The organism is Caldicellulosiruptor morganii (assembly GCF_026810225.1).
GTDB classification, from domain to species: domain Bacteria; phylum Bacillota; class Thermoanaerobacteria; order Caldicellulosiruptorales; family Caldicellulosiruptoraceae; genus Caldicellulosiruptor; species Caldicellulosiruptor morganii.
This window is the reverse complement of sequence record NZ_CP113865.1, coordinates 2110772-2131171: the sequence shown is the minus strand read 5'-3', so window position 1 is coordinate 2131171 and position 20400 is coordinate 2110772. Positions and strand designations below refer to the sequence as shown.

The 20400-nt window shown below is 36.5% G+C and carries 16 protein-coding genes, 1 pseudogene and 1 riboswitch; of the genes and pseudogenes, 5 read left to right on the top strand and 12 right to left on the bottom strand.

The window, feature by feature from the left end:
* Positions 1-12: 12 nt before the first annotated feature.
* Together OTK00_RS10645 and OTK00_RS10640 are read left to right on the top strand one after the other, a co-directional pair.
* The gene (locus OTK00_RS10645) at positions 13-711 is read left to right on the top strand and encodes an ABC transporter ATP-binding protein (protein WP_045168845.1); all 699 of its coding nucleotides are present in this window, start codon (positions 13-15) and stop codon (positions 709-711) included.
* Positions 711-2942 carry an ABC transporter permease gene (locus OTK00_RS10640; protein ID WP_045168846.1) on the top strand — a complete coding sequence of 744 codons (2232 nt, stop codon included), beginning with the start codon at positions 711-713 and terminating at the stop codon, positions 2940-2942. Before OTK00_RS10645 ends, OTK00_RS10640 begins: the two co-directional genes overlap by 1 nt.
* A 45-nt stretch (positions 2943-2987) precedes the next feature.
* Here OTK00_RS10640 and OTK00_RS10635 read toward each other — a convergent pair whose 3' ends face one another.
* From OTK00_RS10635 to OTK00_RS10620, 4 genes are read right to left on the bottom strand one after another with little or no spacing between them, the layout of a single operon-like run.
* Entirely contained in the window at positions 2988-3842 is an 855-nt protein-coding gene (locus tag OTK00_RS10635) for an ABC transporter permease (protein ID WP_045168847.1), read from the bottom strand.
* Positions 3842-4735 (bottom strand): ABC transporter ATP-binding protein, encoded by an 894-nt coding sequence (locus OTK00_RS10630; RefSeq protein WP_241765444.1) that lies wholly within the window; start codon positions 4733-4735, stop codon positions 3842-3844. The genes OTK00_RS10635 and OTK00_RS10630 overlap by 1 nt, the downstream gene beginning before the upstream one ends.
* A 35-nt stretch (positions 4736-4770) precedes the next feature.
* Positions 4771-5922, bottom strand: coding sequence for an anti-sigma factor family protein (locus tag OTK00_RS10625; RefSeq protein ID WP_241765445.1), 1152 nt, complete (start codon positions 5920-5922; stop codon positions 4771-4773).
* Positions 5923-5925: 3 nt separating this feature from the next.
* A complete protein-coding gene (locus OTK00_RS10620) occupies positions 5926-6324 on the bottom strand; it encodes a sigma-70 family RNA polymerase sigma factor (protein ID WP_268760782.1) in 399 nt (132 codons plus the stop codon).
* Between the two features lie 244 nt (positions 6325-6568).
* Between OTK00_RS10620 and OTK00_RS10615 the strand changes: the two genes are divergently transcribed.
* On the top strand, positions 6569-7924 hold the full coding sequence (locus OTK00_RS10615; RefSeq protein ID WP_045168851.1) for a glycosyl hydrolase: 1356 nt from the start codon (positions 6569-6571) through the stop codon (positions 7922-7924).
* 90 nt (positions 7925-8014) lie between these two features.
* Here OTK00_RS10615 and OTK00_RS10610 read toward each other — a convergent pair whose 3' ends face one another.
* From OTK00_RS10610 to OTK00_RS10595, 4 genes are all read right to left on the bottom strand, one after another.
* On the bottom strand, positions 8015-9355 hold the full coding sequence (locus tag OTK00_RS10610; RefSeq protein ID WP_045168852.1) for a glycoside hydrolase family 28 protein: 1341 nt from the start codon (positions 9353-9355) through the stop codon (positions 8015-8017).
* Positions 9356-9547: 192 nt separating this feature from the next.
* A complete protein-coding gene (locus tag OTK00_RS10605) occupies positions 9548-10057 on the bottom strand; it encodes a nitroreductase family protein (protein WP_241765447.1) in 510 nt (169 codons plus the stop codon).
* A 103-nt stretch (positions 10058-10160) separates the two neighbouring features.
* A complete protein-coding gene (locus tag OTK00_RS10600; protein WP_045168853.1) occupies positions 10161-11873 on the bottom strand; it encodes a hypothetical protein in 1713 nt (570 codons plus the stop codon).
* A gap of 69 nt (positions 11874-11942) precedes the next feature.
* A complete protein-coding gene (locus OTK00_RS10595; RefSeq protein WP_045168854.1) occupies positions 11943-12434 on the bottom strand; it encodes a Csac_0668 family 2Fe-2S cluster-binding (seleno)protein in 492 nt (163 codons plus the stop codon).
* A gap of 511 nt (positions 12435-12945) precedes the next feature.
* Between OTK00_RS10595 and OTK00_RS10590 the strand changes: the two genes are divergently transcribed.
* Positions 12946-14190 (top strand): IS110 family RNA-guided transposase, encoded by a 1245-nt coding sequence (locus OTK00_RS10590; protein ID WP_045168518.1) that lies wholly within the window; start codon positions 12946-12948, stop codon positions 14188-14190.
* 136 nt (positions 14191-14326) lie between these two features.
* On the opposite strand, the gene OTK00_RS10585 is transcribed toward OTK00_RS10590, so the two are convergent.
* From OTK00_RS10585 to OTK00_RS10575, 3 genes and pseudogenes are all read right to left on the bottom strand, one after another.
* Complete coding sequence (locus tag OTK00_RS10585; protein ID WP_241765448.1) at positions 14327-14539, bottom strand: hypothetical protein; 213 nt, start codon at positions 14537-14539, stop codon at positions 14327-14329.
* Entirely contained in the window at positions 14514-15791 is a 1278-nt protein-coding gene (gene iscB, locus OTK00_RS10580; RefSeq protein WP_045168856.1) for an RNA-guided endonuclease IscB, read from the bottom strand. Before iscB ends, OTK00_RS10585 begins: the two co-directional genes overlap by 26 nt.
* A 240-nt stretch (positions 15792-16031) precedes the next feature.
* Positions 16032-16253 (bottom strand): annotated as a pseudogene (locus OTK00_RS10575) (flavin reductase family protein); the annotation flags it as partial.
* Between the two features lie 220 nt (positions 16254-16473).
* Here OTK00_RS10575 and pulA point away from each other — a divergent pair.
* Positions 16474-18951 (top strand): type I pullulanase, encoded by a 2478-nt coding sequence (gene pulA, locus OTK00_RS10570; protein WP_045168857.1) that lies wholly within the window; start codon positions 16474-16476, stop codon positions 18949-18951.
* A 46-nt stretch (positions 18952-18997) separates the two neighbouring features.
* On the opposite strand, the gene OTK00_RS10565 is transcribed toward pulA, so the two are convergent.
* Positions 18998-20128, bottom strand: a complete 1131-nt coding sequence (locus OTK00_RS10565; protein WP_045168858.1) for a DUF58 domain-containing protein — start codon at positions 20126-20128, stop codon at positions 18998-19000.
* Between the two features lie 135 nt (positions 20129-20263).
* Positions 20264-20328: riboswitch (Fluoride riboswitch) on the top strand.
* Positions 20329-20400 lie beyond the last annotated feature (72 nt).

Genomic DNA, 20400 nt, shown 5'->3' with positions numbered 1-20400 from the left:
AGATGAACCTCAGTGTTTATCAAAGTAGAAAATCTTTCTAAAATCTACAGGATGGGCAAAAGCGAAATTAGGGCTCTTGACGATGTTAGTTTTGAACTTGAAAAGGGAAAGATCTACACAGTGATAGGTCCATCCGGGTCGGGTAAGACCACACTTTTTAACATCCTTGGCGGGCTTGACAGAGCGGATAAAGGCAGGGTTTTTGTTGATGGCAAAGAGATAACTGCTATGGACCAAAAAAGGCTTTCTGATTACAGGCGCGATTATGTTGGTTTTGTGTTTCAGTTCTTCAACCTCATAAATGGGCTTACTGTTTATGAAAATGTGCTCTCAAGTGCACAGCTCAGCAAAAACCCCCTGGATGTTGACATGGTTTTGAAAATGGTGGGAGTAGATTCTGAAAAAGACAAATTCCCATTTGAGCTATCAGGCGGGCAGCAGCAAAGGGTTGCAATTGCAAGAGCAGTTGTCAAAAATCCTGCATTAATTCTGTGCGATGAGCCAACAGGTGCGCTTGACTATGACAGCAGCAAACTTGTGCTAAAACTTTTAGAAGATGTAAACAAAAAGTTTGGCACAACCATTTTGATAATTACACACAACCTTGCTATTTCCAAAATGGCGGATGCAACATTGAGACTCAGATCAGGCAAACTTGTAGAATTTTCAGAAAATCATCAAAAGCTCTCAAGTCAAGAGGTGACATGGTGATGGTGATTAAAAAAATTCCTTTGCGAATGATTAAAAGAGAATTTTTACAGTTCTTATCTATAATGCTGCTTGTTGCTATTGCCACAATGACATATACGCTTTTTGCTGTGTCAATGCAAGATATAGATTATAACTATGAAGTGTTTAAGGATAAATACAACCAGGAAGATGGGAATTTTATTACTGCAAAAGAGGTTGATTTAAAGCTTTTAAAAGATAGATTTGGTATTAGAGCAGAAGAGAGGCTTTTTGTAGATGCTCAGGAAGATAATTTTGTACTCAGAGTTTTCTCAATACCAGAGGAAATAAACAAACCATATATCGAAAAGGGCAGAATGCCATCAAAAGGTGAAATACTTGTAGACCCTGCATTTTACAGAGCGCACAATCTCACAATAGGTTCTGTACTTAATATAGGTGGACAGAATTTCAGGGTTTCTGGTATTGCTTATCTTCCAGATTATATTTACATTATTAAAAATGACCAGGATTTTTTACCTGACCCTGAGCATTTTGGCTTTGCTCTTATGAATGGAAATGAGATGAAGAAACTTTTCAACACTTTTCCTGTTCATTATTACTGTTTTAAAGGCAGGATAAAAGACATTGACAGGTTCAAAGAGTTTTTAAATAGCAACTGGGAACTTTTGAAGTTTATGCAAAGAGACCAGAATCCACGAATAATGTATACAGAGATAAAAGTTAAAAATGCAAAGAACCTAACTTTGCCACTCAGTCTTTTTATAATTTTTGTATCATCTTTTATACTCTTTATTGTCATGCGAAGGGTAATAAACACCATGCATGCTGAAATTGGCACAATCTATTCGATGGGATATGCACAGAAAGATGTGCTGAAGGTTTTTATGAAATTTCCGCTTTATATCTGGCTTTTTGGTTCTGTTTCTGGAGTGCTGCTTGGGATTATTGAAGCTGCGCCTTTTGCCAGGTTTTACAGGTCATACTTTACATTACCAGAGATAAAGTCAATTTTACCATGGCAGCATGTATTTGTTGCAATGCTTATGCCAGCAATATTTATCTTTCTTTCAGGCTACCTTGCAATCAAAAACTTTTTCAAGCTCACAATTGTTCAGATGCTTCATGGCATTGATGAAATAAAGTTTGGCAAGCTTCCTTCAATAAAGTTTTTTGATAGATTTGAGTTTAAAACAAGGATTATGCTAAAGTATGGCTGGCGGCATATGGGCAGAGAACTTATTTTAGCAGTTGGAATAATCTTTTCAACAATCCTGATGATGTACGGCTTGACTGCAAAGGATGCAATTGTTACGGCAATAGAAAAAACATATGAAAAGAATTTTAAGTACAGTTATCTTTATTTGCTAAACTCCATATCAAAACATTCCGAGATTAATATGATTTCTGAAGCTGAACCATTCAACCTTTTGTATTTTGACGTAAAAGGTACCAGGCTTGGCATAGCAATTTATGGAATAAAAAGCAGCTCAGAGATGATAGAGCTGTATGATGAGAAAGGGAAAGAAATTCCTGTGTCAGGTGAGCTTATTATAACCAGGCCGCTTGCAAACAAACTTGGGGTTGGCGAGGGTGATAGGATTAAACTGAAGAACAAATTTACAGGCAAAGAATATACTTTAAAAATAGGGAAAGTAGCAGACCTTCCGGTTGGGAACAACGGGTATATGGAGCTTGAGAGTTTTAACAGGATTTTTGGATACAGAAGTGAAGAATATGCCGGGATATTTTCAAAGGAAAAGCTTGAGATTCCACCGGGCATGATTTTTGAAAGTTATGCAAAAGCTGAACTTGTAAATACAATAAAATCATCTGCCGGGGATTTGTCAAAAAGTATAGGCGTGATGGCGCTAATTGCTGCCATTCTTGCTCTTTTGATTGTGTATGTTCTATCTACTTTGACTCTAAATGAAAACAAAAAGAACATTGGTATTTTGAAAATGCTGGGGTACAGAGAAGGAAGTATTTTTAAAATGATTCTTGGCTTTAATTATATTTCGTTTTTTGTAGGATTTGCTGCAGGAATTCCACTATCCAGGTTTACAATGGATTGGCTTATGAGCACAGCAACAAGAGATATCGATTTTGCAATGAGCCTTGATTTGAGTGTAAATAGCATCCTGTCTACATTTGCCATACTTCTTTTGGTCTTTTTAATTTCAAGATTTCTGGCAAGGCAGAAAATAGCAAAGGTTATGCCGGTTGAGATATTAAGACAGCAGGTTGATTGATATCAATGGGGCTGGCTTGAAAAGAGGAAAGCACAGCCCCATTTATTATGTCAAATCCTTTTTTTCAAACTTTTTAATAGTTAGGTATATTAGGACAAATATATAGAAAAACCAGTATATTCTCATGTAAATACTATTTTTTGATATTCCCGCAAATGGGTCAATGGTCGAAAAGTCAATTAAATTGGATTTAAAAAGAATATTTGCCATCTCACGATAAATATTGTCAGTTGGCAAGATTAAACTTGATACAATACCGATTGTCTGAAGCGTTGTTGATGCCTTTGAAAAATTTGCTATTGCATAGCCAATCTGCTCCAAAAAACCTCCTATCATAGCAAATCCAAACAGAAGTACAACAAGTATCCCTGTTGCAAGAGTTGAAAACGATGTGCTGAAAAATGTTGTAACAGTTAAAAGCACAACAGCAATTAATTCAAACAGAAGCCATCCCAAAACTATCTTTGAGATTGGGTGATCAATAGAAAATCCCACAGTCTTATTGATAGTGTAGATGCTAAAGAATATTGCAGTTGAATATAAGGTTATAAAAATTAAAGCACCCAAGTACCTTGCAAGTACATATTTCCAGCGTGCAATTGGACGAACAATGATTGTGTGAACATTATAATTTTCAATCTCAGACGAAATTATCCCTGATGTTGCAAACACAACCAGAAAAGCAACCATCAGGTGCGAAAAGTAAAAACCAAGCGATGAAAATACAGTAACCTGCTGCATTGCAAATGTCATCATACCGCTTTGCTGTTTTAGATTTTCTGCTATTTCTTTTAACCCCCAGATGTACAAAAACAAAAAGGCTACTGACATCAAAATTGTAATCAAAAATATCTTCTTTCTTACAAATTCTTTAAAAGAGTATCTTATTATTGCCGTCATCAGAAAAACCCCTCTCCTATAACCTGCATGAACACACTTTCGAGCTCCTGGGATTTTTTAACTTCATATATCTTATAACCACTTTTCACAAATTCTTCAACAAGAATGGGTATGTCTTCATGCGAAGGAAGTTCCACCTCTAAGGTATTTTGGGAATGAGTCAAGACGTTTATATTTTTCAAACTCATAATTTCAAATAATTTGCTATCTACTTTATCCAGCACAAAAGTTACATTTAAAGCTTTTCTTGTCAGCTCATCAATTGTTCCCATTGCAACAATGTAGCCTTTGTTAATTATTGCAACCTTGTCACAAACCTTTTCAACCTCAGACAAAAGGTGCGAGTTTAAAAACACTGTTGTTCCCTGTTTTTTTAGCTCAATTATTATATTTCTCACATCAATTCTGCCAACTGGGTCAAGTGCCGAGGTTGGTTCATCCAAGAATATTATCTCGGGTTTATTTAACATACTGACTGCAAGTCCAAGCCTCTGCTGCATTCCTTTGCTAAATGACCTTATCTTTTTGTCTTTGTGTTCGATTATACCTACCTTTTCAAGCAGAGAATAAATCTCATTTTTGTAGTTTTTCATTCTGAGAAGCTGACAGTGAAATTCCATAACCTCATAAGCTGTCATCCAGTCAGGGTATTTAAAATTTTCAGGAAGATAACCTATTTTTGATTTAATAGCAATATCATCAAGAGGTTTTCCAAGCAAAAAAGCCTTTCCCCCTGTGGGTCTCAAAAGTCCCACAAGGGTTTTTACAAGTGTGCTTTTTCCAGCACCATTTGGACCTAAAAGGCCAAACACCATAGGTTTTTCTATTTCAAGATTTATATTAAAACAACCGTTTTTGGATGAATACTCTTTTGTAAGGTTTTCTGTTTTCAATATCAAATATCATCCCTGCCTTTTCTGTTTTCGGTTTATTTCAGTAAGTTTGCAAGTTCAACAAGCTTTTGCTCGGAAGCAGATTCTGCTTTAATATATTTTATACTCTTGCTGTCATCTACCCACAAAATAGCACTATCGTTGGGATTGTTCTTATGGTAAACAATGAGTCCTTCATTGCCTGCTATACTGACTTTCTTATAATCATATTCATTCTTATTCACAGGAATTGGGAGTGTTGAAAGAGGGTCTTTGATTGAAAGAAGCTGAGACCTAATACTGTTTGGAACAAATGGTAAGTTTGCTATTGTTTCATATATTTTAACCTCATCTAATTCAACAGGGGTTGTTAACTTTGGAGCTTTTATAATTCCTATTTCCAATGAAGGTATCATATATACATTGTCTTTTTTGGACTCTTCAGAATTTTTTACAGGATAGAAGGTTAAATTAAGAGCACCTTCCATGGTAAGCACAAACTCTTTTTGGTCAAGTGCTTGAGGTAGCAGGTTTTTGGAACCAAGTGATTTTAAGAGCTGGTTTATTTTGTCAATATCAAGTTTGAATTTTAATTCTATATTTGGGTTCTCATTAATCATCATACTTTTAATGTTTTCTTTTTGCCAGAAATAAGCTATCTCATCAGAGCTTATATTGTATTTTTTGAGAATATTTTTTGCAGATTCAAACTCACTTGAATCCAATGATTCCACAAATAGGCTGTGATTTTCTGAGCTTTTAAAATCAATTTTCCCAAACTGTTTCAAATCAATTGTAGAATTAGCATTAATCTGCTGCAGCTTGCTTTCAATTTCCTGAAGGTCAGAAATAGTAATTGCAACTGGCTCAACAGACGCTGCTCTGAAAATCCTCAGGGCATCTGATAAAGCTTTTCCAAATGGTGTAAAAATTATGCTGACCAAAAAAACAGCTGCTACAGCTGCTGTAAAAATAATCTTTCTGTTTTTATTAATCATAACCATTAGCCCTCCTTTTTTATTATTTGTGGTTGAACTGAGCACTTTCTGCATTTTCAAAGATACAAACTCATTTGTTTTTTTAAGTTCGTTGTAGAGTTTTCTGCACTTTCTGCACAAAAGAAGATGTTTTTTGACTTGCAAACTTTCCTCTTTGGAAAGCACCCCATCAATGAGCTCTTGAAGCTTCCCTTCGCTATAGCACATCATACATCACTCTCCTTCCCCCTCCTCATAAATTTTTCTGAACTTCTTTTGAGCTCTTGCAATCATAGTCCCAACCGAGTTTGGGTTTATATTCATAATTTTTGCTATTTCTTCGTATGTATATCCAGAGTATTTCAAAAGTAGCAGGTCTTTTTGTTCATCAGGCAGTTTTTCAAGTGTCATTTTGACCTGAAGTATTTCAATATCATCTTGTGAGGTTTGAGAACAGATGATAGTTTCTTCTCCAATATAAATTCTTTTTTGTGATTTTAGGTAGTTTATTGCAAGGTTTTTTGCAACAGTAATAAGCCATCCTTGAATATTATCCTCGCGAGGGGGATTTTTAATGAGCTTGTAAAAAACTTCCTGTGCAATGTCTTCTGCCTCTTTTGGAGTTTTCAGCATAAATGTTAAATAATTTAGCACTTTTTGGTAGTATTTAGAGTAAATTTGCTCAAAATCCAGCGCCTCAAAACCCCCTTGTTTTTTCGTTTTCTAATATTATAAACAATTTAAGAGCCGGATTTGTGACATGTTTTAAAGAATATGAAATATTTTCGAAAATTTCTGCATGCTGATTAAGAATGTATTTGGTATACTGCTTATAAATTTAGAAAAATAATTTTTATGGGAGGATAATGAAACTTAGATGAAAATCAGCAAGGGTATAAAAGAAGCAATATTGAATGGAGTAAAAATTATCAAAGAGGATACCAGTGATGAGTATGTTTATAGTGCTGTGCCTGAATCAGATAAGTTTGAAATAGAATTTTGTTTGGACATAAAAGAAAGCGGCTACTATGCTCTATATCTTTATTACAAAGCAGAAAAGTATGCGAAAGCTGTCTTTCTTGTAGATATAGATGGATTGTGCTATGGCGATGTGAGACTGAATTCTGAATCTTATGAAGTTTCAAAATTAAAGATTGGAGAGGTTTTTTTAGAAAACGGACAGAAGAGAATAAAATTTTATGCAGGCTGGGGGATTGCTCAAATATATAAAATTGAGCTTGAAAAAATACATTTACAAGAAGGCACTCCTTTATTTAAGCTTACAAATCAACTTGCCTCTGATAAATGCAAGAAATTAATAGAATATTTTTCAGAAATTTATAGCAGGGCAATTATTGCCGGTCAACATACAAACACAGCAGTGGGGTCTGAAATTTCCTATATAGAATATCAAACAGGCAAAAGACCAGCTCTTCGTGGCTTTGATTTTCTAAGCTATACAAAGCACACTGTTACCAATAATATGACCTACGATGCAATGTTTGAGGTGATGTTAAATCGGGGTTCTGTCGAAGAAGCAATTAAGTGGCACAGAGAATCAGGTGGAATTGTGACATTTTGCTGGCATTGGTTCTCTCCAACAGGAGGCAACGACAAGACATTTTATACCAAAAACACTGACTTTGATTTAGAGGCTGCTCTCTGTCCGGATACTAAAGAAAACAAGCTGCTGATGGAGGATATTTATGAAATTGGCAAGTGGCTAAAAGTCATGGCAGATGCAGATGTGCCTGTTATCTTCAGACCTCTTCATGAAGCTGACGGCAGATGGTTCTGGTGGGGTGCAAAAGGTCCGAAGGCTTATAAAGAACTTTATTATCTTTTATATGATGTATATACTAATTACTTCAAGCTAAACAATCTCATATGGGTTTGGAATACGCCACATCCTGATTGGAAAATAGAAGAGGAGTACTATGACATTGCAGGGGTTGATTTTTATGCCCCGGCTCAAAACTATGGTCCCATTTCGTTTTGGTATAATTATATTTATGAACTGACAGGAGGTAAAAAGCCCATAGCTTTGACAGAAGACGGACCAATTCCTGACCCGGATAAGCTCCAGAGTTCAAAGACTTACTGGCTTTGGTTTATGCCCTGGTGGGGAGGATTCACAACTGATGGCAGAATAAATTCATTTGAACATTTGAAAAATGTTTATAACCATCCTTACGTAATTACACTGGATAGATTTGACCTGTTCAGGAGATGAGAAAAAGAAATAAATCAGGGCTGCCATTTTGAGAAGCTAAGGCTATTTAAAAATGGCAGCCTTTAAATTTATACAGGAAATATAAGTTTATTATTTTGTGGAATAATCAATCTTTCGTATACCAGAAATGAAGGAATTCTTAACATTTTCAAAGATTCCCTCTATATCAAAATTGTTTTTTGAGCTTTGCAGATTATATCCATAGTTAATATCCTGAAGTTTGAGGTTCAAAATATCTTTTGCAAAAATCCATGGAATTTTATTCATATAGTCAGGGAAAGGTGGGCATTCGCTTGGGAGAATGTCAATTTTTTTACAAAATAGTTGCCTGTTTTTGCCAAAGCCAAGGTGTATGTCAATATTTTCAAGTAAGATGTTTCGGATATTGTTATCTTTACCATAGATTAAGATTTCGTTTTCCGAATAAGCTTTTACATTGGAAATAGAGACATCTTCAATAAAATTGCCTTCTTCGGGAGAGGCAATTACAATTGGCTCACCTTTTCCCCACCATGTACCAGCAAATATCTTTGTTGTCATTACAACATTTGAAACTGTAACTGATTTGACATACCCGTTTTTGCCGTTTGCAAATATTGCAATTCCTCTATTTGAATCCAGAATGATAAGGTTGGAAGCAATCACATTCTTTACTTTACTATCAAGGTGTCCCATCCGCAACGCTGCTGAGCGTGTTTGCATTATGCAGTTTGATACAATTATATTTTCACATGGTTTTTCCCAGTTTGTGATGCCAGATATAGCAACACAATCATCTCCGCAGGTAAAGAAACTGTCTGTTATTATTACATTTTCACATGAGCAAAGATGTATTCCGTCACTGTTTGGGACTCTGAGATTGTTCATAATCCTTATGTTATTAACCTTGATGTATTTTGATGAATGAATACAAACTGTCCAGCAAGGTGAGTCGATAATTGAAATACCGCTCAGACTGATATTTTCACAGTTATAAAAGAATATGGGCTGGTTTGGTCTGTGAATGGGCCTGCATTCTGTCTCTTCAAATTGATCTTTATCAAGTTGGGATAGCTCTTCAAACTGGTTGAATGCTTTTGAAAAGTCCATAAAACTGCTTCCGGAAAGGTCAATTGTACCTTTTCCTTCAACTGCTATGTTTTTTTCATTCATTGCATATAAAAAGGAAGTAACTTCTCCCCATTCGTTATGGTAATAACCAATTTGATAATAATCTTCAATATTGTTGATTGCTTTGATTACAGCACCTTCTTCTAAATACAGGGTTACATTAGATTTTAACCTTATAGGGCGGCTCAAATAAATTTCAGCAGGTATAACTACAACTCCACCACCATTTTCAAAACAGGTGTCAATGGCCTTTTGTATTGCCTCTGTACAAAAGCTCAAACCATCTGGTTTTGCCCCAAAGTCAGTAATGACTACTTTCAAAGGTTCTACCTCCTAACTGCTTTTATTTCATATATTCAAAATAACCTAAAAAATCACCAAAGTCCTCCCAATAATTTTGAGAAAATATTAAATTTTGGTGGTTATAAATAACAGTGATTGAACATATTGTAGTAAACAAAAAAAGGAGCATAAGGCCCCACTACAATCCTTGAAAGGTTTGAAAAAAATAACCTACTTTATCCACTCAACCACACTCCAGTTTCTCTCAGGTGCTGTTTTGGGATAATTTTCAGTGTATCCCAGAGCAATTGCCCACAGAGGTTTGAACCCCTCAGGAATTTTGAGAAGTTTTATATAATCCTGGGCTTTTGAACTTGAAAACAGTATTCCAACAAATCCAATCCAGCATGAAGCCAATCCCAGCGATTTTGCTGCAAGGAGAATATTCTGGGTTGCAGCTGCACAGTCAACCTGGGCAGACTGACTGTTTTCTTTTCCCGAGACAATTATAGCCATTGGGGCATTATGGAAAACATTAAAATCTTCTTTTGAAGCAAAGTTTTTCAGGTTTTCATCAGAAGACTGAAGTATAATGTTTTTTATTTCCTGATTCATTTTGTTTAAAATCTCAACATTTTGAACCACTGTAAAAAACCATGGTTGACCATTTACAGCAGATGGGGCAAAGATTGCAGCTTCAAGCAGAAGTTTTATTTTTTCCTCTTCAACATGGTTGGGCAAAAACTCCTTACACTTCGGCGTTCTTTGATGGTTTTTGTTACTTCATTTTCAAAGACACTGATCATTTTCAAAAGCACTCTCCTTCCAGAAAAGTTTTAAAAATTTAGTTTTCTAATTTCAAAACTCTGTAACTTGCTGGTTCTAAGTTGATTTCATAGATATTTTCTGTTTCTGATATCATAGAGATTTTAAGTTCACATGCTTTTAGAGGATCAATAAGTTTTTTGTTTTTGTCCTTGATGTGCAAGTTCACCCTGGTTCTGTAGGGCAGGAAAGACTCTATTATAAAGGTGTTGTTGGTATATACAAAAATAGCTATCTTTTCTCCTGCTTCAATGTAGAAATCAAAATTTTTCATAAAAACCTTTCGAATCTCTGTCAGCACCTCAGCCGGCAAGTTGTAGAAATCAGAGTAGTTTTCAGGCACAGTCAATGTATAAATAGTCCCTTTTCCAAAGCTATCCTTCATCAGAACAGGAAAGTTGTTTTCGCCTGAGATTGCAACAATCTCCTGCCAGGATGCATTTGTGCGATGTTCTAAAATGGGCATCAGCACTTCCTTTTTCCCATATACATACTTTGAAAATGAACAAACCTCAGTTTTGATTGCAAAGAAGTTTGTTAAAACCTTTTTATCTGTTACTCTCACAGAGGTCAAATCTTCAATACCTTTTCCCTGCATAGCTTTTAAAAAACCGGAGGTCATTACTACATCTTTTCCTGCCAGAAGGTGATTTTTGAGCTTATTTAATATATCTGTGTCATGCGCACTGTCAGCAGTAACAAAGACAGTACTGCTGTTTTGAAAATGAGGTGTAAGTTCAAAGGGTATTCCAGTCATTCCTAAGTAGTCATAAATGTGGTCTTCACCGTGTGAATTAAATGGATGGTAAACAGGAATTCCTGCAGGATTTTCAATGTGTTTGCAAATCTCATCCAGCTGCTGAAGCTGTAAGCCAAGGGCAGGGACAAATACAGAGTTTCTCAGGTATGGGAAGGCAAACAAGGTTATCTCTTTTGCCTTTGCAAACACAGTTAGATTTGCCTGTTCAAGATAGCTGCCAATATTGTATATGCAGTCCAAAGCATCAAACCAGCCACCGAGATTTTTACCTGGTTTTATATTTTCAAACCATCTCAAAAGTGAATAGCTTGCATACCTTGGAAGATGCTGCTGTGTGTGAGCAGGGTCGCGTGTCTCTGTACCCGTATAGGTATAATCAAAGATCTCTGCCTGAGTTTGAGGATTGTACCCTGTTTCTTGATAAGACTCTATCCAATTTGGGTATTTGATTATTATTTTTGCGTCTGGATTGACACTTTTTGCAGGCTTTATCACATACTCTCTTGAAACCTCTGTCATTAGATTTAATCTGAATTTGCTCCAGCTAAGGTTTCCTTTTGCTCTAATGCATGATGGGCATGTGCAGGCAGTGAAGAAAAAATCGTCTAAAATGATTTCATCAAACAGAGAAGCTGTGTGTTGGACAATTTCTTTTAGTTTTTCTAAATGCTTCTGGTTTGTGTAACAGAAGGTATTAAAGATTCTATAATAATCAAGCTCTTCATTTCCAAATACCACAGTTGCAGTAATTCCTCCGGAGGTTTTAATGTTTTTCTCTTCAAAAAACTCCTTTATCTTGAGCATTTTCTCTCTTGGAACGGTATCTGCACCTCTATGTGTTTCAAGATATACCTTTGAAATGTCCAAATGTTTTTTGAAAAATTCCAGATCTTTTTCAAGCATTGCTAACTCTGCATTTTTCAAAAATCCAGCAGGACAGTATATTGCCAGTTTAAAGTTCTGGTATGCCATTTTTAAAAAACCTTCCTTTCAGAATTTTAGTAAATCGATTACAAAAAATATTGAACTACTCAGCGCATTTTACATTTTCCCTTCTTTTATTTTCATAGCCTTATCAAATGCCTCTTTTACAAGATCTGTGCAGCACTTTCCGGTTGGGTTATTTATCTCACATTTGCACTCTGTCATTGCGCCTGTGATTTTACATGCATCACCCAAAGTTTTTGCTCCTTTTTTCAAAACCGCATCAATTATATCCTCTTCTGTAACCCTGCTACAATAGCATACATACTTGGGATTTGCATCTTTTTTAAGCCAGATTGGAACCCTTAGCTGCTGTTTGTAAAAGAGATTTTCCCCCTGGTAGTATCCCACATCACACTCCGGGTTTGTGCACAAAAAATAATCCTTAGTTCCTACTTGAGGCAAATACTCTTCCAAAACAATATGCCTCACTGTAAAGTTTTTTACAGGTATTCCTTCCTGCTTGCAAACAGGGCAGACTTGAGAAAAAGCCTTAGCAAAACTGCTTTCACAGCATGATGTGCAGCAGGAGTTTGTGCAGCACTCCATTTTTTACTCCTCCTCGTATAATATGATTATCAAATCACTTAAAACTTCATATCTCAATTGGTACATTAAATTATTAGTACCAATTGATTACTGGAAACTGACCTTGATAACAAAGCTTTTCTTAACACATTCACTTCTTAAAAAATTGAATATTAAAATTGACTGCTACAGTTTAAATTTGCCCTTTATCTCTGGTAAACTAATATCAGAAAAAGTTTAAGCCTGATTTAGTTTATTTGGATATTTTTTGACCACCTCCTGCTGGACGTGCTTTGATATCTGCACGCCACAGCTTGAGAAAGACTGAACCCCAAAGGATTACATGAGTAATGTTTACTCGTTTGCTGTGCACGGTCAGTTTACCACATCTGATTTGAGCATGTCAGATGTGTGCACCCTGTAAACTGCTCCGTAGCTCTAATATCGGCGAGGCTGCATTACATGTAATCCCCAGGGATAAAGGGCAAAACTTTTTTCTAACACCACACACTTTAGAAAGGAGGCCTTTAAATTGCCAAATACTTTAATCGTGGGCATTGATATCAGTAGTCAGTCAAATTCTATCTTCTTCATCGATGATGCCGGAAATCACTTGATTAAAAAACCCTTTTCCTTGCCTAACGATCAAGAAGGTGCTAATGAATTAATCAAAAGAGTCATTGACTGCCTCAGCCAGTATAATCTGTCCTACGTTAAATTCGGCATGGAAGCAACTTCACATTACGGTTGGCATCTGCATTTGTATCTTGCTTCCTCTTCTGAATTACTACCTTACAAACCAACCTTTTACGTGCTCAACCCAAGCATCGTCAAAGGATTTAAAAAGATCTACACTTTCTTGCCTAAAACAGATAACATCGACGCTGTCGTTATTGCTGAATGCGTCAGGTTCAGTAAGCTAAATCCAACACCTTTGCCTGACTTCAAATATGCTGCACTACAACGCCTTACCAGAATGCGCTATCACCTTGTTCATAATCTAACTCGCGAAAAAAACAGAGCTCTCAATCTCATATACCTTAAATTCTCCACTTATTCTCAAGACTGCCCATTTTCTGATATCTTCGGTAAGGCATCTTGCGCTATCATCGAAAACTTCACCCCAGATGATATTGCTTCCATGCCTTTAGAAGATTTAATTAAATTTGTATCTGACAACGGCAACAACAGATTATCAGATGTCAATAAAATCGCTGAAATACTTAAAACCGCTGCTAATCGTTCATACAGATTACATCCTCTGTTGGCTGAGGCAAATGACTTAGCTTTGTCTATGACTCTTGAAAACATTAGATTTATGCAAGAACAACTTAAAAAACTCGACAAAGAAATCTCAAAACTTCTTAAAGCTTTCTCCCAAACCTTGACCACCATCCCTGGCATAGGAGATGTTCTTGCAGCCGGCATCATCGCTGAAATCGGTGATATCAAGCGCTTCAAAAATGAAGCTGCTTTAGCTAAATACTCCGGCCTTGTTTGGACTCAATACCAATCAGGCAATTTCAATGCCCAGGAAACCTCATTGGCTAAGTGTGGTAACCAATACCTGAGATACTATCTTGTTGAGGCTGCTAACTGTGTTAGGGTGCACACAGTCCGTTATAAAGCCTTCTACAACAAGAAGTTCTCAGAGGTTACCAAACATCAGCATAAACGTGCCCTCGTCCTCACCGCAAGACGATTAATTCCTCTGATCTTTGCAATGCTCAGCAAAGGTCAAATATATCAAGAAAGAGGTGATGTTTACAATACTTAGTTAATCCCATTTCTTAATTTAATAATCTTCTCAAAACAAGCTGCCAGTTAAATTTTTCCAGGCTGAGCGGCTCGGTATTCTATTGCCTTTTTTGCCCTAATTATCTAAAAAATTTTTTTAAAAAACCCCCTTGACATTATACCGTTTGTCTTTTTAGCACTTTGACAATCTCTCCTATAAACATTCTGTGATAGTCCCCTGCAGAATAAAAATTGTAAATGGCTTTGTCCAGAAAATTTTCAGGGATAATATCCTGAAAATAAATCTTTTTACAAATAAAAACAAGCATGGCTTCATCAAAAAACACAGTTTTGAATTCTTCATCAAACTTCAGCGCAGGAGACTCCATCTTCTGCAAGATGGAGACAAGTGCGCTGTACCCTCCTCTCTAACATCAATGTTTTTGCTTTCTCTAAAAGTTTTAAATCACTCCACTTTGCTGATGAATGAATCTTTTCGCCTGACAAAATCCTTATGTCAAAATATCCTGTACTCCTTAACCCATAAATTATCCCAACCTGTCCGTTATACAATACCCTATCAAATTTCCTAAAACCTTTTACTTCTTTAATCGTAGAAACTGGTCTTTTACCACCTTTAATCGGATTTGTTTTGTGTAAAGAACGATTTTGCCTTCTGAAAAACTTGCCAAAGTACCACTCATCAGCCCTTTTTATATTCTTATTGCCACCTGCTATTACAAATGCGTCGTTCCTGTGCGTTTTTTGTAATTCTATCTCTTTCCTTTTCTGCTTAGTAATACTTCCATATGTTATCTCAACATCATATTGTTGTTTTAACTTGTTCACTATATGCCACCCTATTGTTGATACATGACTTGCATCCTTGAAAATTTTAACTTTTGCCAACTTACTTTCAGGTATTTTTAATTTTCCTTCGTGAACTGCTTTGTGCTCTTCAACCGTTAATACAATCAGATTAGATGGATTATCTGGACCACCCTGGCTTTGTGGAATAATATGATGAACTTCCAATACCCCTTTTTTACCTGACAGTTCAGATTTATATCCAGCTCTCCATAAACAGAATTCCCTTATATCCCAGAAACCTTTTTGTGGACCTTCCTGATACCCTTTGCCTTCCACTTCAGGGTTGACTACTTTGTGTATGTCAAATAGTGCTATCTCAACTACAACTTTAGTGACAGGCAGTATTTTAGCTACAAAGTTGACAAATCTAAAATGAGCATCTACTTTCCATTGCAAACTTGGTGCAAGCCATCCTTCAGGTTTACGTCTATTCAGAAACCTTGGCTTTCTATACCTTGTCTTGCGGTATCTTCTGGCTCTTCGCAGTTCCCTTCTCTCTAACAAAAGTTTCTTTATGTCCTGTCTGAGTTCAACTTCTGCACTGAACACCTCTTCTTTTTCTGTTATTGCTGATATCCCTGCTACCTTTGAACCTATATCTACACCTACTGTGACAGGTTGTGTATAAGTAGTGGTATCGTATAACAACTGAATTGTGAAAGGTTCACGTCTGACTACCTTTGCAAGTCCTTGTTTTAGAAGTTTTCTGACTTTACCATGTCTTTTTGTTGGCATAAGTGGTTTGCCTTCTTTTGAGATAACATACACCATGTGCGGTAAGCCTCCTTGTTAGGAGTAAGGTGCTCATCGCCAATGTTAGGCAGGCTTGCTATGCACAGGCTACTTATCCCTACCCCTCAGGACTGTTTAAGCCTGTGCGACAGAGCCTGGAGCTTGAGCAGCACCCCAGGGTGTCTTAACTTGCCTAACGTAGCCCGCTTAAAATTTCTCCACTGGCTGAGGCTAGTCAACTATGGCTTAGGCTCTCCCCAAGCCTCCACCTCTTTAGGTGGTGGGTAGTTGACTTTCTTCAACAAACTTTCTTGTGAATCTCTGTGGTCTTATTACACAAAATGCAACAGGTCTTTCCCAAATATAGCCAAGACCTCCCCAGCTTGCAGTCATTGTATTAAATGAGCCAATGTTACCTGCTGTAATGAGCATCCACTCTTTTCCAATCAAAGTAAAAGGGTTAATATTGAGGTCTTCAATCCTGACTATTTTATGTGCCATGATAAATCACCCCGGTAGAAATTTTGGAATTCTTAAGATTTACAATTGCTTTCTAAAACTTAAATATACTACAATGAGTTTTAGTTTTCAAATCATTTCAATTTAAATGTTTTTGTTTTTTCAGCGAAGCTTTTGGGGTATTAAAAATTGAGAAGGATGAATTAGAATAATCTTTTTATTATTATCTAAACTAAATTTTAGAAGAAATTAGGTGAGCTTGATGATAGTGAGAGCGTATATTGATGACTTTAACGTGATAAACGTTGTGCTTGATCAAATGGTTCATTCAATTAAAAAAGATGACTTTAAGGTTTTTTGGGATGATCAGGAAATAAAGATCGAAAAGGTAGAAAAACTCATACCACATTCAGAAAACCCATTTGAAGCAGAAGCAAGAGGTTATGAGATATGCGAACAGAAAGGGAAAATCAGATTTGTTTTAAAAGAGGGGCATTTTGATTTTTACAGAAAGCCCATGGCAAGATCGGTTTTTGTTGTTGGGGATATGAACAACTGGAGCATCTCACCTGAATGGGAGCTTTCGTACTCAAAGCTAAGAGGCAGATATGAACTTATAAAAGATTTGAGAGATGTTAAAATTGGACAGAAATTTAAGTTTGCAGAAGGAGCGGACAGGAAATTCTGGTATCCACATGGATATGGGAATGATATTGAGATTACCGAGTACTTCGATAGAGAAGCAGCATTTACCAATATTATAAAAATTACCACCACAAGGAAGCTATTTGCAAATTTGAAATACAAAGTGGTCTATAAGAATGAGCATATATATGCACGTCCGCGAGAGATTCTGTCAACAAGTGAGTACTTTTACCCCGGTGATCTGGGTTTTAAATATGAACCATATGGAACATATTTTAGACTGTGGGCTCCAGCAGCTCATAAAGTAAAAATTCAAGTTTTTGATGAGCATGAAGATTTCAAGTTTGAAAAGGAAATGGCAAGGTCAGAAAACGGTACCTGGAATATTTACCTCACCGGGGATCTGAAAGGTTATTTTTATCTTTATGAAGTCTGGCATCATGATTATAAAGAAGATGAGGGTTATATTGTATATCACGTCCCGGACCCATACTCGAAAGCATCTTCTTCAAACTCCGGAAAAAGCCATATATTTGACCCGGCAGATGCCATGATAGACGGCTGGCAGGCTGATACTTTTGTTGATAATATTGAAAAACAAAATGACGCTATAATTTACGAGATGCATGTGAGAGACTTTACAATAGACCAAAGCTCTGGAATTGATGAAACTTTGAGAGGAAAGTTTTTGGGTTTTTGTCAGGAGGGATACTACAAAGAAAAGATTTCCACCGGGCTTTTGCACCTAAAAGAGCTTGGAATAACCCATGTTCATCTTTTACCAATATCAGATTTTGGAAGTGTTGATGATAAAAACCCGGATAAGAAATACAACTGGGGCTATGATCCTGTGCTCTACCAGTGCCCCGAATACTGGTTTTCAACAAAAAGTGGTGGAACAGAAGCATTGAAAGAACTAAGATCTATGATAAAAAAGCTTCATGAAAATGGAATTGGGGTTGTAATGGATGTGGTTTTCAACCACACATACCATACAAAAGGCGGAAAATTTTCTATCTTTGACAAAATTGTACCTGAATATTTTTACAGGGTGGATGATTATGGGGATTATTCCAATGCAACAGGATGCGGAAATGAACTTGCAACAGAAAAGCCCATGGTGAGGAAATTCATTCTTGACACCATTATATACTGGACAGAGGAATTTCACATAGATGGTTTCAGGTTTGACCTTATGGGGCTTATTGACTCAAAGACAATGAGACAGATTGCAAAAGAGGTGCGAAAACGAAACCCCAAAGCCTTGATTTACGGTGAGGGCTGGGTGATGGGCGACAGCCTCTGCCTTATTGAGGAGAGGGCTACCATTTTGTCCACCTGCCATCAGGGATATTCAATAGGACTTTTCAATGACAGAATCAGGGATGCAATAAGAGGTGACCTTGACGGCTACAGAACAGGATATGTCCACGGCAATCTGTCAGATGTTGAAAGGTTGAAGCAGGGTATTAAAGCTGCAATTGACGACTTTGCAAAAGAACCCGATGAATGTGTAAACTATGTTTCATGCCATGACAACCTGACACTTTTTGACAAGCTTCAAAAAACTATGGTGGGTGAAGATATATTCTGGATTGACAGAGCCTCCAGGCTTGCCAGTGCAATTGTTCTCACATCGCAGGGAATTGCGTTTTTGCATGGCGGTGTGGAATTTAACAGGAGCAAAGGTGGTCATCCAAACACATACAATGCAGGTGATGACCTGAACAAAATTGACTGGAGTTTAAAAGAAAAGTTTTTTGATACCTTCAGGTTTTACTGTGATTTGATAAACTTAAGAAGAAAGCACATAGCTTTCAGGATGAAATCAAGCGGTGAAATAAAAAAGTATTTAAAGTTTATTGCTGCACCTGATGGAGTTGTTGCTTTTTTGATAGCATATCCGTATGATGAATGGAAAAAGATAGTTGTTGCTTACAATCCGTTTAGAGAGAAAAAGGTTTTGCAGCTTCCAGAAGGCACATGGTATATAAAAGCCAATGATGGCATTGTTTTCCCGGATGCATGTGAAAAAGAAGCAATAGGTAGTTTTGAAATTGCACCTGTGAGTCTTTTCATTGCATACCAGAAGTAAATGAGAAAAAATAACAGGAAAATAACAGGAAGAACTTCAGAATGCTTTAATTCAGGATTTCTTTTGCCAGGAATACTCTTACATTTTCTGATTCTAACTCAAAGGCTTTTGTGCTGTGTTCAAGCATAATCAGTGTAAATTTTATTCCAAGGGATGCATAAAGTCTTATGCATTCTTCCATCTCTTTATTGATAAAACATGTAATTATGAAAAGTTCTCTGAAGTTGTATGTTCTTAAAACATCATACAGCAAAACCTCAAAATATTGGTTTGCCTGAATTTTGATATGTGCCAGTATTTCACACACTTTTAGAAGCTGGTTTGCATCTTGAGAGGGGAGTAAAATCTCAAGAGGCAGACCGGTTTCTTCATCGAAACAGTTTGAAGCAAATCCCACAGGGGTTGATGCTTTTAAACATTCATTTGCAAGCGAAGCTGCTATTTTTATTCCAAATTCTATGATATCTTTGTTGAAAACTTCTTTTCTTTCATACTCCGAACTTTGAACATTCAGGAGAATGATTGCATCACCGGATGAAGTATATTCGTATTTGTTTACCATAAGAACATTGTATTTTGCAGTTGCATTCCAGTTTATTCTGTTAAAAGCATCATAGCTCTGATACTCTCTTATTCCGGCAAAATGGAAGATGTCTTCATAGTAATGTCTTTTGACAATTGTCTCGCCGAACAAACTTGAGCGGGGCATGAGATGTTTTTGCAGATCCAGAAATGCAGGGTATACAGTCAAAGTATCATTTACATAGTAGCATCTATCAGCGGTTGCCAGACCAAACAAATCGCCTGTTACAAGATAGATTCTATCCAGTTTATAAAAACCACGTTTTGCTACTACAAATTTATGACGCCTTACAATCTGCTGATATGGCAGCAGGAAAAAGATAGAGATATATCTCAGTTTATCTCCAATAATGTAGTTTTTAGAGTTTTCCATACAGAAAGATGAAGAGATTTCAAACTCGGATTTTACCCATGGAAGAGGCAAAATCTTTCCATTGTAAATTCTCTCCACAATATAGATTTCCTGTCCTTCTACACTTTTTTCCTCTTCAAAGTAAATCTCATACTCCACATTGCTAAGCCCATACCTTTTTGTGACAAAGAAGTTCAACGCGAACAGCAGCGAGCATATCAAAAATAACCAGAACGTTTCCATTTAAGTTTATTACCTCTTTTCATTTTTGATTATTTCTATTATAAACTATAATATTGAATATCAAAACAAAGAATTTTGCAAAAATTTTTGTTGAAAAATGACATTGAACATATTCTGCTTTCCATGCTATAATAAAACCAGCAGGGCGATGGAGTCCGCCCAACAAAATGCCAGTGATGGCTGATGACTCCTACAGATATTGCGTCTTTGTGAAGAGGCGTAATATTTGTAGGAGTTTTTTGTTTATAGGGAAAAATTGTGAACAAAATGAT

Excerpts from the sequence above, each read along its gene's own strand:
- OTK00_RS10565 (WP_045168858.1), bottom strand. The coding sequence starts at position 20,128 with ATGGAAACGTTCTGGTTATTTTTGATATGCTCGCTGCTGTTCGCGTTG.
- OTK00_RS10585 (WP_241765448.1), bottom strand. The coding sequence starts at position 14,539 with ATGGAGTCTCCTGCGCTGAAGTTTGATGAAGAATTCAAAACTGTGTTT.
- OTK00_RS10620 (WP_268760782.1), bottom strand. The coding sequence starts at position 6,324 with ATGCTGAAAACTCCAAAAGAGGCAGAAGACATTGCACAGGAAGTTTTT.
- OTK00_RS10640 (WP_045168846.1), top strand. The coding sequence starts at position 711 with ATGGTGATTAAAAAAATTCCTTTGCGAATGATTAAAAGAGAATTTTTA.
- iscB (WP_045168856.1), bottom strand. The coding sequence starts at position 15,791 with ATGGTGTATGTTATCTCAAAAGAAGGCAAACCACTTATGCCAACAAAA.
- pulA (WP_045168857.1), top strand. The coding sequence starts at position 16,474 with ATGATAGTGAGAGCGTATATTGATGACTTTAACGTGATAAACGTTGTG.
- OTK00_RS10600 (WP_045168853.1), bottom strand. The coding sequence starts at position 11,873 with ATGGCATACCAGAACTTTAAACTGGCAATATACTGTCCTGCTGGATTT.
- OTK00_RS10635 (WP_045168847.1), bottom strand. The coding sequence starts at position 3,842 with ATGACGGCAATAATAAGATACTCTTTTAAAGAATTTGTAAGAAAGAAG.
- OTK00_RS10595 (WP_045168854.1), bottom strand. The coding sequence starts at position 12,434 with ATGGAGTGCTGCACAAACTCCTGCTGCACATCATGCTGTGAAAGCAGT.
- OTK00_RS10625 (WP_241765445.1), bottom strand. The coding sequence starts at position 5,922 with ATGATGTGCTATAGCGAAGGGAAGCTTCAAGAGCTCATTGATGGGGTG.
- OTK00_RS10615 (WP_045168851.1), top strand. The coding sequence starts at position 6,569 with ATGAAAATCAGCAAGGGTATAAAAGAAGCAATATTGAATGGAGTAAAA.